The following is a 15539-nucleotide window of genomic DNA, read 5'->3' on the forward strand; positions in this document are numbered from 1 at the left end:
CCCGAACCGGATGTTTAGCGTGGTGCTGTGATCACTCAGCAGTAGCGACGATGTTGACGACCTTGCGGCCGCCCTTCGCGCCGAACTCGACCGCACCGGCGGCCAGAGCGAACAGCGTGTCGTCGCCACCACGGCCGACGTTGGCGCCGGGGTGGAAGTGGGTGCCGCGCTGACGGACGATGATCTCGCCGGCGAGGACCTGCTGACCGCCGAAGCGCTTCACGCCGAGGCGCTGTGCGTTGGAGTCACGACCGTTACGGGTGGAGCTTGCGCCCTTTTTGTGTGCCATGTCCTGGTCTCCTCGGTCTTACTTGATGCCGGTGATCTTGACGCGCGTGAGCTCCTGGCGGTGGCCCTGACGCTTCTTGTAGCCGGTCTTGTTCTTGTACTTCTGGATGACGATCTTCGGGCCGCGGAGGTTGCCGACGACCTCAGCCGTGACGGTGACCTTCGCCAGCGCGTCGGCGTCGGTGGTCACCGTGGAGCCGTCGACGAGCAGCACGGCGGGCAGCTGAATCTTGTCGCCCTGGGCAGCCTGAACACGGTCGAGCTGAACGATGGTGCCGACCTCGACCTTCTCCTGCCGGCCACCGGCGCGCACTACTGCGTAAACCACTTCATACCTGTTTCGTTGGGGAGCACGCGGCTCCGAGAATCTCACGGGAAGACTGTTGCTTGCATGCGTCGCTGGTACGACGGGCGCGAATGCAAGACTCTCCGCTTCGGCCGTCGAGGACGACGCGGCATGCGCACCAAGGGACTACTTTACCGGATGCCGGCTGACCTCGCAAAGTGAGCCGGGCGACGGGGCCGGCCGTAGGCTGACGGAGTGACCGTACTCGTCGACGACCCCCGCTGGCCCGCCCATGGACGCCTGTGGGCGCACCTGGTCAGCGACGACAACCTCGACGAGCTGCACGCGTTCGCCCGCGCGCACGGCATCCCCGCCCGGGCCTTCGACCTCGACCACTACGACGTCCCGGAGGACGCCGTCCCCCGGCTCATCGCCGGCGGTGCACAGCACGTCTCCGGCAAGGAGCTCGTCCGGCGCCTGATCGCCTCAGGCCTCCGGGTCCGCGGACGCGACCGGCGACACTGAGGCCTCCGAGTTCACGGACACGGGCGTGCCGGAGAGCGCGGCGGTGGTGACCCGACGCCGTCCACGGCCCTGACCCGGCGCCTTGGGCTCCGGAAGCGCGTCCAGCACCGAGTCGAGCAGCTCCTCGGTCGGGGTCTTCGGCCCCTTGCGGTCGCCGCGCTTCTTCCGAGCCTTCTTCGGGCGCTCGGATGCGGGCGCCGAAGCGGACTCGACGACCGGCACCTCGGCGGCCGGTTCGCCGGCCGGCGCAATGGTGGAGGCAGCGATCTGCGCGAGGGCGGACTTCGCCCCCTCGGTGATGGCGTGGGTCACAGGCGGTGCGGCGGGCGCGGGGTGATTGTTGCCACCGCCGTTGCCGTTGCCGTTCCCGCGCTGCCGGCGTCCGCCGTTGCCGTTACCGCCGTTGTTGTTGCCGTTGCCGTTCGCGCGGTGCTTCACGACCGGGTCGTGGTGCACGATCACGCCGCGGCCGGCGCAGACCTCGCACGCCTCGCTGAAGGTCTCCAGCAGGCCGAGCCCCAGCTTCTTGCGGGTCATCTGCACGAGCCCGAGCGACGTGACCTCGGCGACCTGGTGCTTGGTCCGGTCGCGGCTCAGGCATTCGATCAGGCGCCGAAGCACGAGATCGCGGTTGGACTCCAGGACCATGTCGATGAAGTCGACGACGATGATGCCGCCGATGTCGCGCAAGCGGAGCTGGCGGACGATCTCCTCCGCGGCCTCGAGGTTGTTCTTGGTGACGGTCTCCTCGAGGTTTCCGCCCGAGCCGACGAACTTGCCGGTGTTGACGTCGACGACCGTCATGGCCTCGGTGCGGTCGATCACGAGCGAGCCGCCGGAGGGCAGCCACACCTTGCGGTCCAGCGCCTTCTCGATCTGCTCGGTGATGCGGAACGCGTCGAACGGGTCGACGTCGTCCTCATAGGCCTCGACGCGCTCGAGCAGGTCGGGCGCGACGCTCTCCAGGTACGCCCGGATCGTGCGCTGCGACTCCTCGCCCTGGATGAGCATCTTCGTGAAGTCCTCGTTGAAGACGTCACGGACGATCTTCACGAGCAGGTCGGGCTCGGCGTGCAGGAGCGCCGGCGCCTGCTGGCTCTCGACCTGCTTCTGGATGTGCTCCCACTGCGAGGTGAGGCGCTGCACGTCGCGGGTCAGCTGCTCCTCGGTGGCGCCCTCGGCCGCCGTGCGGACGATCACGCCGGACGACTCCGGCAGCACCTCCTTGAGGATGCGCTTGAGACGCGCGCGCTCGTTGTCGGGCAGCTTGCGGCTGATGCCGTTCATCGAGCCGCCGGGCACGTACACGAGGTAGCGGCCGGGCAGCGAGATCTGGCTCGTGAGGCGGGCACCCTTGTGGCCCACCGGGTCCTTGGTGACCTGCACGAGCACGCGATCGCCGGGCTTCAGCGCCAGTTCGATGCGACGGGGCTGGTTGCCGGTCTCGACGCCGTCCCAGTCCACCTCGCCCGAGTAGAGCACGGCGTTGCGGCCGCGGCCGATGTCGACGAACGCGGCCTCCATGCTGGGAAGCACGTTCTGCACGCGACCGAGGTAGACGTTGCCGATCAGCGAGGCGTCCTGGTTGCGGGCGACGTAGTGCTCCACGAGCACGCCGTCCTCCAGGACTCCGATCTGCGTGCGGCCGTTCTTGGAGCGCACGACCATCTTGCGGTCGACCGACTCGCGACGCGCGAGGAACTCGGCCTCGGTCACGACCGGACGACGACGACCGGCGTCACGGCCGTCACGACGCCGCTGCTTCTTGGCTTCGAGCCTGGTCGAACCCTTGATCGCCTTCGGCTCGGTGATGTACTCGACGACGCGCTGGCGCTGCCGCGGCTCGTCGCGCTGGTCATCGCCCTCGGATCCGCCACGGCGACGGCGCCCGCGGCGCCCTCCTCCGGACTCCTCCTGGTCGCGCTCGGGCGCACGGTCGTCACGACCGGGGCGGGCAGGAAGCGGGACGATCTCCGGTGCATAGAAGTGCAGCTGGGTCGACACCTGCGACACGAAGACCTCGGGCAGCAGTCCGAGCGACACGGCGGTGACGGCCGCGGGCTTCTCCGGCTCGGCAGGGGCCTCGGGCTCAGCCGGAGCCTCGGACTTTGCGGGAGCCTCAGGCTCAGCCGGAGCCTCAGTTTCGGCAGGGGCCTCGGGCTCCGCGGGAGCCTCGGACTCCGCGGGAGCCTCAGGCTCAGCGGGAGCCTCGGGCTCGGCAGGGGCCTCGGGCTCGGCGGCGGCGTCGGACTCCGCAGGGACGTCCTCGGACGGAGCCTGCGCCGCGGAGGTGTCGCTCTCCGCCTCGACGTCTGTGGAGTCGGTGGGCGCCGTCAGCGGCTCCGCGGCATCAGCCGGGGCGTCGAGGGCGGGGGCGTTGTTGTCATTGTTCTCATCGGCCATCTCTGGCGTGCTCCCTGGCACGGTCCACTGCGTGTCCCGTGAAATCTCATGCGGCACCCGCGGGTGCCGCGAACTCAATCGGCCTGCGACCGGCTCACGGCTCTGGTCACGTGGGGCATGGGCCCCGAAGTCTGCTCGACGCGTGTCGCGGCAACGCCGTTCATCGCATCACAGGTCATTATCGCACCAAGTCGGTCCGATCGCGGCATCCCGTCGGTCCCCGCCCGTTTTCTCCGGGCGGTTCTCGCCCTTTCCATAGCCGTCACTGGGATAATCCTGAGCATGAGCGAGCAGCGCACCCGCCCCGTCGTCTATGCCGTGTGGTTGATCATCGCGAGCGTCATCGGCTGGTACGCCGCCTTCCAGCTCACGGTCGAGAAGTTCGCGCTGCTGGAGAACCCGCAGGAAGCGCTCGGGTGTGACCTCAGCCCGTTCATCCAGTGCAGCACCAACCTGCAGTCGTGGCAGGGCTCGGTCTTCGGCTTCCCGAACCCGATCATCGGCCTCACGGGCTGGATGGCGCCGCTCGTCGTCGGTGTCGCGATCCTCGCCGGCGCACGCTTCCCCCGATGGTTCTGGGCAGCGTTCGGGGTCGGCATCACCTTCGCGTTCGGCCTCGTGTGCTGGCTGATCGCGCAGAGCCTCTACGACCTCTTCGTGCTCTGCCCCTGGTGCATGGTCACCTGGGCGGTGACGATCCCCACCTTCTTCGCCACCATGGTCCACCTGGCCCGCAACGGCACGTTCACGAGCGATGCGAAGGTCCGCGCGGGTGCCGACAAGCTCATGCCGTGGGTGCCGCTGGCGACCGTCGTCGCCTATGCGCTGATCATCTTCCTCGCGCAGCTGCAGGGCCTCGACTTCCTCGGCGAGATGGCGAAGATCCTCTTCTGATCTCTCCATGAGAACGACGAAGCCCGTCCGCCATTCCGGCGGACGGGCTTCGTCGTGAGGATCGGGGTCAGTCGAACCAGATGCCCAGCTCGCGAGTGGCCGACTCGGGGCTGTCCGAGCCGTGCACGAGGTTCTGCTGCACCTGGAGGCCCCAGTCGCGACCGAAGTCACCACGGATGGTGCCCGGCGCGGCGGTCGTGGGGTCGGTCGTGCCGGCGAGGGAGCGGAAGCCCTCGATGACGCGGTTGCCCGCGAGGCGGATCGCCACGGAGGGACCGGACATCATGAACTCGAGAAGGGGCTCGTAGAACGGCTTGCCCTCGTGCTCGGCGTAGTGCGCGGCGAGGAGGTCGCGGTCGGGCTCGACGAGGCGGATGTCGACGAGGGCGTATCCCTTCGCCTCGATGCGGGCGAGGATCGTGCCGGTGAGGCCGCGGGCGACACCGTCCGGCTTGACGAGGACGAGGGTTTCTTCGGTGGCCATGTCATTCACTCTCTGTGTCTGCGTTCTGCGCGGTCGGAGCCCCGCTCGGGCGTCGTGCGTCCAGGCGGGCCCCCATGATGGTCGCATACGCCCACATGCCGCCGAAAATCAGGACGACGAGAAGCACCGCGGGGACGGCGATGGCCGACAGCGCGACCACGATCTGCACGATCCATCCGGCGGGGATCGCCCAGGGCTTCGTGATCATGCCCGCGATGACGACGCAGGCCACGGCCACGACGGCACCGCCCACGATCCCCCACCACTGCTCGATGCCGGCGGGCAGAGCCTTCAAGCCGAAGATGGTGAGACCGACGAGGAAGACGACGATCGCCTCGAAGCCGAGCACCACCGGGGCGAGCTTCTGCACGAGGGTGCGCGGGGCGCGCGGTCGACGCGGGGCGGCGGCGGCACTCATGCGCGCCACCCCGACTTCCAGTCCTCCTCCTCGGAGAGCGCGATCGCCTCACCCGCGAGCACGACGGAGCCGGCGATGACCACGGCCCGACGATCCGACGAGGCCGCCCATTCCCGGGCCGCGTCCGCGGCGTCGGCGAGCGACGGGTGCACGGTGGCGCGCTGTCCGGCCTGTTCGACGAGGTCCGCGATGAGGTCGGCATCGCTGGCGCGGTCCGACTCCGGCGCGGTCGCGAAGACGTGCGCAGCGGCCGGTGCGAGCCGCGCGACGATCCCCGCCGCGTCCTTGTCCGCGAGGACGCCGAGCACGAGGCCCCACTCGTCGAAGTCGAAGCTGTCGTCGAGCGCCTGGGCGAGCGCCGCGGCCCCGTGCGGGTTGTGCGCGGCGTCGACGATGACGGTGGGGGCGATGCCGAGGAGCTGCAGCCGGCCGGGAGACGTGCTGCCCTGGAGTCCGTCGGAGATCACGCCGCCGGCGATCGCCTGACCGGCGCCGCCGATGAGCGACTCGACGGCGGCGACGGCCAGGGCGGCGTTGTGACCCTGGTGCGCGCCGTACAGCGGGAGGTACTCCTCCTCGTACTGCCCCGCGAGGCCGCGGATGGTGAGGAGCTGGCCGCCGACCGCGAGCTTCTGCTCGGCGAGCCCGAAGTCCTCGCCTTCGAAGGCGATGGTGGCATGACGCTCCGCGGCCACACGGCGCAGCACCTCGGCGGCCTCGGCGGGCTGCTGGGCGGAGACGACGGCGGCGCCCTCCTTGATGATGCCGGCCTTGACCTGGGCGATCTCGGCGATCGTGCTCCCCAGGCGGTCCGCGTGGTCGATGTCGATCGGAGCGAACACCGCCACGTCGCCGTCGGCGGTGTTCGTGGAGTCCCACTCGCCACCCATGCCGACCTCGAGGACGAGCACGTCGACGGGCGCGTCGGCGACCGCGACGAAGGCGAGGACCGTGAGCAGCTCGAAGAACGTCAGCGGGGCCTCCCCCGCCGCCTCGAGCTCGGCGTCGACGATCCCCACGAACGGTTCGATCTCGTCCCAGGCGTCGGCGACGGCCTCGTCGGCGATCGGCTCGCCGTCGATCATGATGCGCTCGGTGAAGCGCTCCAGGTGCGGACTCGTGAACAGGCCGGTGCGCAGATCATGGGCGCGCAGCAGGCTCTCGATCATCCGCGCGGTCGACGTCTTGCCGTTGGTGCCGGTGATGTGGATGACGCGGTAGGTGCGCTGCGGATCGTCGAGGTACTCGAGGATCCGCGCCGTCCGCTCCTTGCGCGGCTGCACCCAGCGTTCCCCGGCACGGCTCAGCAGCGTCTCGTAGACGGCGTCGGCCCGGTCTCTCGCACTCATGCGCCCACCTTCTCCAGGTTCGTGTCGATCGTGACGAGGAGCGGCGCCTTCCCGGCCCCGAGGGCCTTCGCCCCGCTCCGATGCACGCCGTCTCCGGGGCTGGTGACCTCGTCGACGAGCCGGTCGAGGTCGTCGGTCGGCTGCACGGCGAACGCCACGGCGAGCGTCTCGGCGGCGATGAGGTCGGCATGGGTCTCCAGCGCCGCCGCCTCCGCGGGAGCGGCGTTGAGGGCCAGCACGATCCGGTCGCTGACGTCGAGCCCGGCGTTCTTGCGCGCCTCCTGCACGACGCGGATGGCGTCGCGGGCGATGCCCTCCGCCTCCAGCTCCGGCGTCGTGTCGGTGTCGAGCAGGACGAAGCCGCCGGACGGGACGATGGCCAGGGCCTCCCCCTCGGGGCGACCCGTGGTCTCGAGGACGAGGTCGTACTCGGCGGGCTCCAGAGCGATGCCGCCGGCCGTCACGACGCCGTCGGTCTCGGACCAGTCACCCGAGCGCGCGGCCTGGATGGCCTTCTGCACGTCCTTGCCGAGGCGCGGACCCGCAGCGCGGGCGTTCACGCTCAGCCGGTGGCTGATGCCGTACTCCCCCGCCGCCTCGTCGGTCAGCGGGACGAGCTCGACGGTCTTCACGTTGAGCTCCTCGCGGAGGATGTCCTCGAACTGGCCGAGGTCGGCCGCGAGCGGAGAGACCACCGTGAGCCGTGCGAGCGGCAGCCGCACGCGCAGCTTCTCCTTCTTGCGCAGCGCGTTGCCGACGCTCGACAGCTCACGGACGGCATCCATGGCGTCGCGGATCTCGTCGGCGGCGGGGAACTGATCCGCATCGGGCCAGTCCTGCAGGTGCACGCTGCGCCCGCCGGTGAGGCCCTGCCACACGCGCTCGCTGATGAGCGGGACGAGCGGCGCGGCCACGCGGCACAGGGTCTCCAGCACCGTGTACAGCGTGTCGAAGGCCTCGCGGCTCTTCGGGTCGTGCGTCACGCCCACCCAGAACCGGTCGCGCGAGCGGCGGATGTACCAGTTCGTCAGCACCTCGGCGAAGTCACGCAGTCGCGCGGACGCGGTGGTCGAGTCCAGACCTTCCAGATCGGCCCGGACCTCGCGGACGAGGTCGCCCAGCCGCGCGAGGATGTACCGGTCGAGGACGTCGGTCGAGTCGGTGCGCCACGACGCCTCGTACCCGCCTCCCTGGGTCGCGGAGCCTGCTCCTCCCTGGGTCGCTGAGTCTGTCGAAGCATTCGCATACGTCGCGAAGAAGTACCACGAGTTCCACAGCGGCAGCAGGAATTCGCGCACGCCGGACCGGATGCCCTCCTCGGTGACGATGAGGTTGCCTCCGCGGAGCACTGCGCTGGACATCAGGAACCAGCGCATCGCGTCGGACCCGTCGCGGTCCAGCACCTCGGACACGTCCGGATAGTTCCGCAGCGACTTCGACATCTTGTAGCCGTCGCTGCCGAGCACGATGCCGTGGCAGCTGACGCCCGTGAACGCCGGGCGGTTGAACAGCGCCGTCGAGAGCACGTGCATGACGTAGAACCAGCCGCGGGTCTGGCCGATGTACTCCACGATGAAGTCCGCCGGGGAGTGCGAGTCGAACCACTCCTGGTTCTCAAACGGATAGTGCACCTGGGCGTAGGGCATCGAGCCGGAGTCGAACCACACGTCGAAGACGTCGCCGATGCGCCGCATCGTGCTCTTGCCCGTGGGGTCGTCCGGGTTCGGCCTGGTCAGATCGTCGATGTAGGGGCGGTGCAGATCCACCTCGCCCTCGGGATTCCGCGGCAGCGTGCCGAAGTCGCGCTCCAGCTCCTCCAGCGAGCCGTAGGCGTCGACGCGTGGGTACTCCGGGTCGTCGCTCTTCCAGATCGGGATGGGCGAGCCCCAGTAGCGGTTGCGGCTGATCGACCAGTCGCGGGCGCCCTCGAGCCACTTGCCGAACTGTCCCTCCTTCACGTTCTCCGGCACCCAGGTGATCTGCTCGTTGTTCGCGAGGAGGTCGTCCTTGATGTCGGTGACCCGGATGAACCAGCTCGACACGGCCTTGTAGATCAGGGGGTTCCGGCAGCGCCAGCAGTGCGGGTAGGAGTGCTCGTAGCTCTGCAGCCGGACCAGGCGGCCGTTGTCCCGGATGATCCGCACGAGCGGGGTGTTCGCGTCCATCCACAGCTCGCCCGCGACATCCGTGACGTTCGGGAGGAAGCGCCCGCCGTCGTCGAGCGACAGGATCGTCGGGATGCCCGCGGCGCCGGCGACGCGCTGGTCGTCCTCACCGTAGGCCGGTGCCTGGTGGACGATGCCGGTGCCGTCGGTGGTGGTCACATAGTCGTCGACGAGGATGCGCCAGGCGTTCCCCGTGCCGTAGGTCTCCTCGTCCGCGTAGTAGTCGAACAGGCGGTCGTAGGTGACGTCGGCCAGCTCCGCACCGCGCAGCGTGGCGTCGACCGCGGCGAGCGCGTCCTCCGGGCTCTCGTAACCGAGATCCTTGGCGTATCCGCCGAGCAGGTCCTTCGCGAGCAGGTAGCGGTGTGCGGAGGCCTCGACCGCGAGCTGGTCGGCTGAGGGAGCGGCGCGGCCCTGGTGCACGTCGGAGGCGCCGGCGGGACCGGCGGGCAGCACCACGTACTCGATGTCCGGCCCCACGGCGAGCGCGAGGTTGGTCGGCAGGGTCCACGGGGTCGTCGTCCAGGCGAGGGCGCGCACGCCGGTGAGGCCCAGCGCCTCGGCCTTCGCGCCGGTGAGCGGGAAGGTGACGGTGACCGACGGGTCCTGTCGCATCTGGTAGACGTCGTCGTCCATGCGCAGCTCGTGGGCGGACAGCGGCGTCTCATCGCGCCAGCAGTACGGGAGGACGCGGTAGCCCTCGTAAGCGAGCCCCTTGTCGTACAGGGTCTTGAAGGCCCAGAGCACGCTCTCCATGTAGCCGAGGTCGAGCGTCTTGTAGCCGCGCTCGAAGTCCACCCACCGGGCCTGGCGGGTGACGTAGTCCTCCCACTCCCGCGTGTACTTCAGGACCGAGGAGCGCGCCTTCTCGTTGAAGACGTCGATCCCCATCTCCTCGATCTCGCTCTTCTCGGTGATCCCGAGCTGCTTCATCGCCTCGAGCTCGGCCGGGAGCCCGTGGGTGTCCCATCCGAAGACGCGATCGACCTTGTGCCCGATCATCGTCTGGAAGCGCGGGAACACGTCCTTCGCATAGCCCGTGAGCAGGTGGCCGTAGTGCGGCAGACCGTTCGCGAAGGGAGGGCCGTCGTAGAACACCCACTCGGGAGCGCCTTCGCGCTGCTCGATGGAGGCGCGGAAGGTGTCGTCGGTCTTCCAGAAGTCGAGCACCTCCTCCTCGATCTGCGGGAAGCGGGGGCTCGGCGCCACAGTGGTGGCCTGGTCGGCAGCGGGGCCGAAGGAGGAGCGCGGGTAGGTCATGGTCTCTCGCAGTGGTCGTCGTGGCGGATGCTGCTGCGAGGACGATCCTCGCGGACCGCGGTACCACCTCGCGTGCCCCTGCGTCCCCTCGACAAGCTCAGAGACCCACGGACCACTCTCACTGCGGCTGTGACGGGCCTGCCCCGCTCGGTTCTACTGAGTCCGTCGCCGGACCGTTCTTCCGAGAGCTCCCCGGTGATGGCCGGATCGATGCTCGTGTGCCCATTGTACGCGTGCTCCTCCTCCCGCGGATTCTCTTCCACGTCGCAGGTTCTGGAGACATCCCTGCGACCCGGAGTGGGATCTGCGACATCACGCCGTGCGAGCACGATGCAGTCCCTGGGCGACGGCCCGCATGAGGAGGTCCTGCACCGCGGGCCACTCGTCCATCACCTGGTGATAGCCCAGACGGATGACGTGGTAGCCGCGCAGCTTCAGCTCTGCATCGTGACGGTTGTCCTGGTCGCGCTGGGCTCCGACATGGGTGCCGCCGTCGATCTGCAGCACGAGCCGCTCGCCGATCAGGGCGTCCACCCGGTGCCCGGCGATCCACGTCTGGAAGCGCAGCGGCAGCCGGAGCCAGCGCAGTCGCACGCGCAGGTAGGTCTCGAGCCCCGCATCCGCGAACGGCAGCGCCTCGGCCAGGAGCCGCCGCCCGCGCGGTCCCCAGCGGAGTCGGAGCAGCCTCTCTCGATCGACGAGCCCCTTGTTCAATGCCGACTCCCAGGTCGCGAGCGCCTGTTCGTACGGCTCGCACGTGGACACCAGGCTCAGCACATTCTCGATCGAGTCCTCCAGCGCATCGGGGTGTCGCGGGACCAGAGGCCGAGCCCAGTGCACGCGGGCCTCCGGCGGCTTCCCGCCCCGGCTGCCCGGGCTGGCGGCGAGGTGAAGGCGCGGTCTCTCGTCGTGCACCCAGATGCCCAGCCGCCGCGCCTGCGTCACGCACGTCAGCAGAACACCGTGCTGCGCCGCGGTCACCCGACGCGGATCGGCACCGGGCAGCGCCACCCACCCGACTCGCACCCGCTGGATCACCCGCTCCGCGACCGCCGTCTCGAGGTCGTACCGGCTGACCCCGCGATCCCGGAGCCTCTCGACCCGTGCGACTCCGTCGACCTCGCGCATCGCCTGCAGCAGCCGTGCCCGCCTCATCCCGTTCATGCTCTCGATGCTGCTCCCCACCCCCTCCCTCGTTCCCTGTCTCGGCCAACTCCTCCCACCCTCTGTGCACAACTCCCCCGCTCCCTCTCCTGTGCAGCCCGAGTCCTTCTCTTCCGTACCCCACCCGATGTCGCAGATTCACGCGCACGTCGGAGGAACCTGCCGAGGGCCTGCGACGCGGCGCAGATCAGCGAGCTCCCGCAGGCAAGAGTCCCGGAGCCACGGAGCCGGGGTGGGCCGGGGTGAGGTCGCAGATCGGGACTCCTGTCGCAGGGGCTGCGAGGGAGAATGCGAGTCAGTGAGGATCTGCGACCTGGGAGCCGGAGCAGGGAGGAGCGAGGGTGTCGGAGGGAGGACATAGCCTCGGAGGATGCCGAACTCCCCGACCGCGCCCCGTGTGTCCGCGCCCGACCTGCCGCCCGTGCTGGAGCCGCGTGAAGCCGCGCGCCGGGCTGACCTCCTCGCCGCCGCGCTGGAGCTCACCGGCACCGTCGACCTCGCGTACGCCACGCTCGAGCAGTGCGCGGTGCAGGCCGACGCCGACAGCATCGACCTCACCGGGGCCACGCTCCTCGACGTCGACCTGCCCGAGCCACGCATCGCGTCGCTCCGGCTACGGAACGCGAGCATCCGTCGACTCCGGATCACGGGCGGCCGCATCGGGACCCTCGACCTCGGTGACGCCCGCGTGGCCGAGCTCGAGCTGCGGGACGTGCGCATCGACTACCTGAACCTGGGCGCCGCCCGCGCCGAAGACGTCGACGTCGTGGGATGCGCCGTCCGCACGATCGACATCCCGCAGGCCGAACTGATGCGTGTCCGGTTCCAGGCCACGCGCAGCGACGAGGTCGACCCCCGGGGCCTGCGCGCGAAGGACGTGGACCTCCGCGGCCTCGACGCGCTCTCCTACCTCGACGTCCAGAGCCTGCGGGGCACCACCCTCTCGTCGGTGCAGGTGCAGCAGCTCGCGCCCGTGATGGCGGCCGGGCTCGGGATCACCGTCACGGACTGACGGGGCCGCTCGCCGCGAGCAGCTCCCGGGTGAACGGGTGCTGCGGCGCCGCGAACACCGCCGCCGTGGGCCCCTGCTCGACGATCCGGCCGTCCTGCATGACCAGGACGTCGTCCGCGACGGCGCCGACGACGTCGAGGTCGTGGGAGACGAACACCATCGTGAGCCGCCGCTCCTCCTGCACTCGCGCGAGGAGCCGGAGCACCCGCTCGCGTACCGAGGGGTCGAGGGCCGAGACGGGCTCGTCCAGCACCAGCACGTCCGGGTCGGCGGCGAGCGCTCGGGCCAGGGCCGCCCGCTGCCGCTGCCCGCCTGACAGCGCCGCCGGTCGTCGTTCCACGACGCTCTCGTCGAGCCCGACCTCCGCGAGCAGCGCCGCGACCCGCATCCGACGCGCGCCGCGCGGCACCCCTCCCGCCTCCAGCGCTTCCTCCAGGGACCGCCCGACCGTCCACCGCGGGTCGAAGGCGCCGAGCGGGTTCTGGTGCACGAGCTGCACCCGTGGTGCCCCGGTCCACCGCAGCGCTCCGGTGTCCGGCGTCTCCACGCCCACCAGCATCCGGGCCAGGGTCGTCTTGCCCGATCCGGATTCGCCGACGATGCCGAGCGTCCGCCCGGCGGGCACCGTGAACGACGCATCGACGACCGCGGGCACCCCGCCGAACGTCTTGGACACGTCGTCGGCGACCACCACGGCCTCCGAGGACGCCGCACGCTCCTCCCGCGGCTCGTGCATCGTCGCCGCGAGGAGCTGCCGGGTGTACGGGTGGCGAGGGGCGGCCAGTACCTCCGCGACCGGGCCGGACTCCACGATCCGGCCTTCCTTCATCACCAGCACCCGATCCGCCACTCGCCGCACCGCCGCGAAGTCGTGACTGATGAAGACCACGGCGGTGCCATCATCGGCGATCTCCCGCAGGAGCACGAGGATCCGGGCCTGCACGGTCGCGTCCAGGGCCGTGGTGGGCTCATCCGCGACGAGCACCGCGGGGTTCCCGGCCAGCGCCGAGGCGATGAGCGCGCGCTGCCGCAACCCTCCGGAGAGCTCCTGCGGACGCTGCCGTGCACGGCGGTCGGGGTCGGGCATCCACACCCGTCCGAGAAGCTCCCGCACCCGCGCAGCGAGGGCCGCGCGCCCGCGCACGAGGCGGTGCAGCCGCAGCGGCTCGGCGATCTCGTCCGCGATCCGTCGCAACGGGTCCAGGGATACGAGGGCGTCCTGCGACACGAGGCCGATCCCGGTTCCCCGGAGCCGCCGCCAGCCGCGCTCGGTCAGCGCGGCGGCATCCACCCCGTCGATGCGGAGCCGGTCGACGGCGACGTCGGCCGTCGACGGCGTGAGGCCGAGCAGAGCGCGAGCTGAGAGCGACTTCCCCGCCCCCGACTCCCCCACGATCGCCAGGCACTCGCCGGCATCCACCGCGAACGAGACGTCCTCCACGACGGGAGTCCCCGCGAAGGCGATCCGCAGCCCCTCGACCTCCAGCGCCGCACTCATGCGTCCCTCCCCTCCGCCCGAGCCCGGAGGATCCGACCGATCACCGTCGCGCACACCACCGTCAGCGTGATCGCGAGACCGGGGAAGACCGACACCCACCATGCCTGCCCGAGCACGTTGCGACCGCCGGCGAGCATGAGGCCCCACTCCGGAGTCGGCTCGGACGGCCCCAGGCCCAGGAAGCTCAGTCCGGCGGCGGCGAGGATGCTCGACCCGATGCCGATGGTCGCCAGCACGCTCAGCGATCCCAGCACTCCCGGGATCACGTGCCGGCGGAACGCCCGCAGCGGCGGCACGCCGAGGATGCGGGCGGCCTCGACGTGCTCCGCCACGCGGAGCGTCCGGGTCTGCACGCGGGCGAGCCGCACGTACACGGGTGCGGCCGCCAGCGTCACCGCGATGGCGATGTTCACCGGGCCCGGTCCCAGCACGGCCACCACGACGAGCGCCACCAGGAACTCCGGGAAAGCCATGAGCACGTCGTTGACGCGCATGAGCGTGATGTCCACGCCCCGCGGCGACATGCCGGCGAGCGCCCCCACCAGCAGGCCGGCGGCGAGGGCGATGGCGGTGGCGAGAAGTCCGATCCCGACCGAGCGCCCCGCGCCGAACACCACGCGGGAGTACACGTCGCGGCCGCTCTGATCGGTGCCGAAGAGGTGCTCGGCACTCGGCGGCAGCAGAGCGGCCCGCACCTCGGTCTGCAGCGGATCGTGCGTGGCGAGCAGCCCCGGCCAGAGGGCGGCGACGGCGACCACGACCAGCACGACCGCGGCGGAGCCCAGCAGGAACCGCTGCCCCCGACTCATCGGACGACTCCCGGTCGGGAGGAGGCGGCGACGCGGGGGTCGATCAGCGGATGCACGAGCTCCACCACCACGTTGATGACGACGAAGACGAGAGCGCTCAGCAGGATGATCCCGGTGAGGACGGGGAGATCCCGGTCGTTGATGGCGGCGAGAGTGACCCGCCCCAGGCCGGGCCGGGCGAACACGGTCTCGACGAGAACCGCGCCCCCGAGGACCGAGCCGGTGAGATAGGCCGCGAGGGTGACCGCCGACGCGGCGCCGTGCCGCACCCCGTGCCGCAGCGTGAACCAGGTCGGCCCGGCGCCCCGCGCACGGACCGTCTCCGCGAACGGCATCCGCTCCGCCTGCATCAACCCGTCGCGCAGCACCTGGCTGAGCAGCGCCGCGACCGGGAGGGCGAGCGTGATCGCCGGCAGGACGATGGTCGCCGGATTGCGGGTTCCCGAGACGGGGAACCACCCCAGTCCGAACGCGAAGACGCTGAGCAGCAGCAGCCCGATCCAGAACACCGGCGAGGAGAGCACCACGAGCTCGACGCCGGCGGCGACGGTACGCCCGACACGGCCCCGCACGAAGACCGCGACCGCGAGGGCGAGGACGACGGCGATCCCCAGCGCCAGGGCCGAGAGCTGCACGGTCGCGCCGAGCTGCCGTCCGATGACCTCGGTCACCGGCAGCCGCAGCTGGTACGACTCGCCGAGGTCGCCGCGGGCGAGCTGCCCGATGAAGCCGACGTACTGCTCCAGCGGCGGACGGTCGAGCCCGAGATCGGCGCGGATGCCGTCCTTGACGGCCTCGCTCACCTGCGCCTGCGGCCCCAGCATCACCGAGACCGGGTCGCCGGGGATCACCCGGAAGGCCAGGAACGCGACCGTCGCGGCGCCCCACAGCACGATGACCACCGAGGCGACGAGCCCGAGGGCACGGCCGAGCACCGCCTTCACGGTTCGATCACTCCGCCCGCTCCCTCGAAACGACGGCCGC

General features: G+C 70.6%; 14 protein-coding genes. 3 read left to right on the forward strand and 11 right to left on the reverse strand.

The genetic code is table 11. The annotated features are described in order from the left end of the window. Positions 1-31: 31 nt before the first annotated feature. Both rpmA and rplU read right to left on the reverse strand, forming a co-directional pair. Positions 32-289, reverse strand: coding sequence for a 50S ribosomal protein L27 (rpmA, locus tag BLU02_RS03345; RefSeq protein ID WP_060921680.1), 258 nt, complete (start codon positions 287-289; stop codon positions 32-34). A gap of 18 nt (positions 290-307) precedes the next feature. Continuing rightward, entirely contained in the window at positions 308-616 is a 309-nt protein-coding gene (rplU, locus tag BLU02_RS03350) for a 50S ribosomal protein L21 (RefSeq protein ID WP_025104973.1), read from the reverse strand. A gap of 213 nt (positions 617-829) precedes the next feature. On the opposite strand from rplU, the gene BLU02_RS03355 reads away from it, so the two are divergent. Continuing rightward, the gene (locus BLU02_RS03355) at positions 830-1099 is read left to right on the forward strand and encodes a DUF4031 domain-containing protein (protein WP_060921679.1); all 270 of its coding nucleotides are present in this window, start codon (positions 830-832) and stop codon (positions 1097-1099) included. Here the strand turns inward: BLU02_RS03355 and BLU02_RS03360 are convergent. Continuing rightward, on the reverse strand, positions 1061-3502 hold the full coding sequence (locus tag BLU02_RS03360; RefSeq protein WP_060921678.1) for an Rne/Rng family ribonuclease: 2442 nt from the start codon (positions 3500-3502) through the stop codon (positions 1061-1063). The two genes, BLU02_RS03355 and BLU02_RS03360, sit on opposite strands and share 39 nt — an antisense overlap. A 282-nt stretch (positions 3503-3784) precedes the next feature. Here BLU02_RS03360 and BLU02_RS03365 point away from each other — a divergent pair, with 282 nt between their 5' ends. Then, positions 3785-4396, forward strand: a complete 612-nt coding sequence (locus BLU02_RS03365; protein WP_060921677.1) for a vitamin K epoxide reductase family protein — start codon at positions 3785-3787, stop codon at positions 4394-4396. Between the two features lie 67 nt (positions 4397-4463). Here the strand turns inward: BLU02_RS03365 and ndk are convergent, their stop codons facing one another. The 5 genes from ndk to BLU02_RS03390 all read right to left on the reverse strand — a co-directional run bounded on the left by ndk (position 4464) and on the right by BLU02_RS03390 (position 11236). After that, positions 4464-4880, reverse strand: coding sequence for a nucleoside-diphosphate kinase (ndk, locus tag BLU02_RS03370; RefSeq protein WP_060921676.1), 417 nt, complete (start codon positions 4878-4880; stop codon positions 4464-4466). Position 4881: 1 nt separating this feature from the next. Beyond that, positions 4882-5298, reverse strand: coding sequence for a DUF4233 domain-containing protein (locus BLU02_RS03375; protein WP_231919630.1), 417 nt, complete (start codon positions 5296-5298; stop codon positions 4882-4884). Then, complete coding sequence (locus BLU02_RS03380) at positions 5295-6647, reverse strand: bifunctional folylpolyglutamate synthase/dihydrofolate synthase (protein WP_060921675.1); 1353 nt, start codon at positions 6645-6647, stop codon at positions 5295-5297. The genes BLU02_RS03375 and BLU02_RS03380 overlap by 4 nt, the downstream gene beginning before the upstream one ends. Then, complete coding sequence (gene ileS, locus BLU02_RS03385) at positions 6644-10072, reverse strand: isoleucine--tRNA ligase (RefSeq protein WP_060921674.1); 3429 nt, start codon at positions 10070-10072, stop codon at positions 6644-6646. Before ileS ends, BLU02_RS03380 begins: the two co-directional genes overlap by 4 nt. Before the next feature lie 312 nt (positions 10073-10384). Next, positions 10385-11236, reverse strand: coding sequence for an endonuclease domain-containing protein (locus BLU02_RS03390; protein WP_231919631.1), 852 nt, complete (start codon positions 11234-11236; stop codon positions 10385-10387). 370 nt (positions 11237-11606) lie between these two features. On the opposite strand from BLU02_RS03390, the gene BLU02_RS03395 reads away from it, so the two are divergent. Next, the gene (locus BLU02_RS03395) at positions 11607-12248 is read left to right on the forward strand and encodes a pentapeptide repeat-containing protein (protein ID WP_060921673.1); all 642 of its coding nucleotides are present in this window, start codon (positions 11607-11609) and stop codon (positions 12246-12248) included. Here BLU02_RS03395 and BLU02_RS03400 read toward each other — a convergent pair. Genes BLU02_RS03400 through BLU02_RS03410 form a run of 3 tightly spaced genes read right to left on the reverse strand, consistent with a single transcriptional unit; the run spans position 12238 to position 15499 of the window. Next, a complete protein-coding gene (locus BLU02_RS03400; protein ID WP_060921672.1) occupies positions 12238-13746 on the reverse strand; it encodes an ATP-binding cassette domain-containing protein in 1509 nt (502 codons plus the stop codon). The two genes, BLU02_RS03395 and BLU02_RS03400, sit on opposite strands and share 11 nt — an antisense overlap. Beyond that, positions 13743-14555: an ABC transporter permease gene (locus tag BLU02_RS03405; RefSeq protein WP_060921671.1), complete on the reverse strand. Its 813-nt coding sequence runs from the start codon at positions 14553-14555 to the stop codon at positions 13743-13745. Before BLU02_RS03405 ends, BLU02_RS03400 begins: the two co-directional genes overlap by 4 nt. Beyond that, the gene (locus BLU02_RS03410; protein WP_060921670.1) at positions 14552-15499 is read right to left on the reverse strand and encodes an ABC transporter permease; all 948 of its coding nucleotides are present in this window, start codon (positions 15497-15499) and stop codon (positions 14552-14554) included. Before BLU02_RS03410 ends, BLU02_RS03405 begins: the two co-directional genes overlap by 4 nt. Positions 15500-15539 lie beyond the last annotated feature (40 nt).

The sequence above is a fragment of the Microbacterium paraoxydans genome, assembly GCF_900105335.1.
Taxonomy (GTDB): Bacteria; Actinomycetota; Actinomycetes; order Actinomycetales; family Microbacteriaceae; genus Microbacterium; species Microbacterium paraoxydans.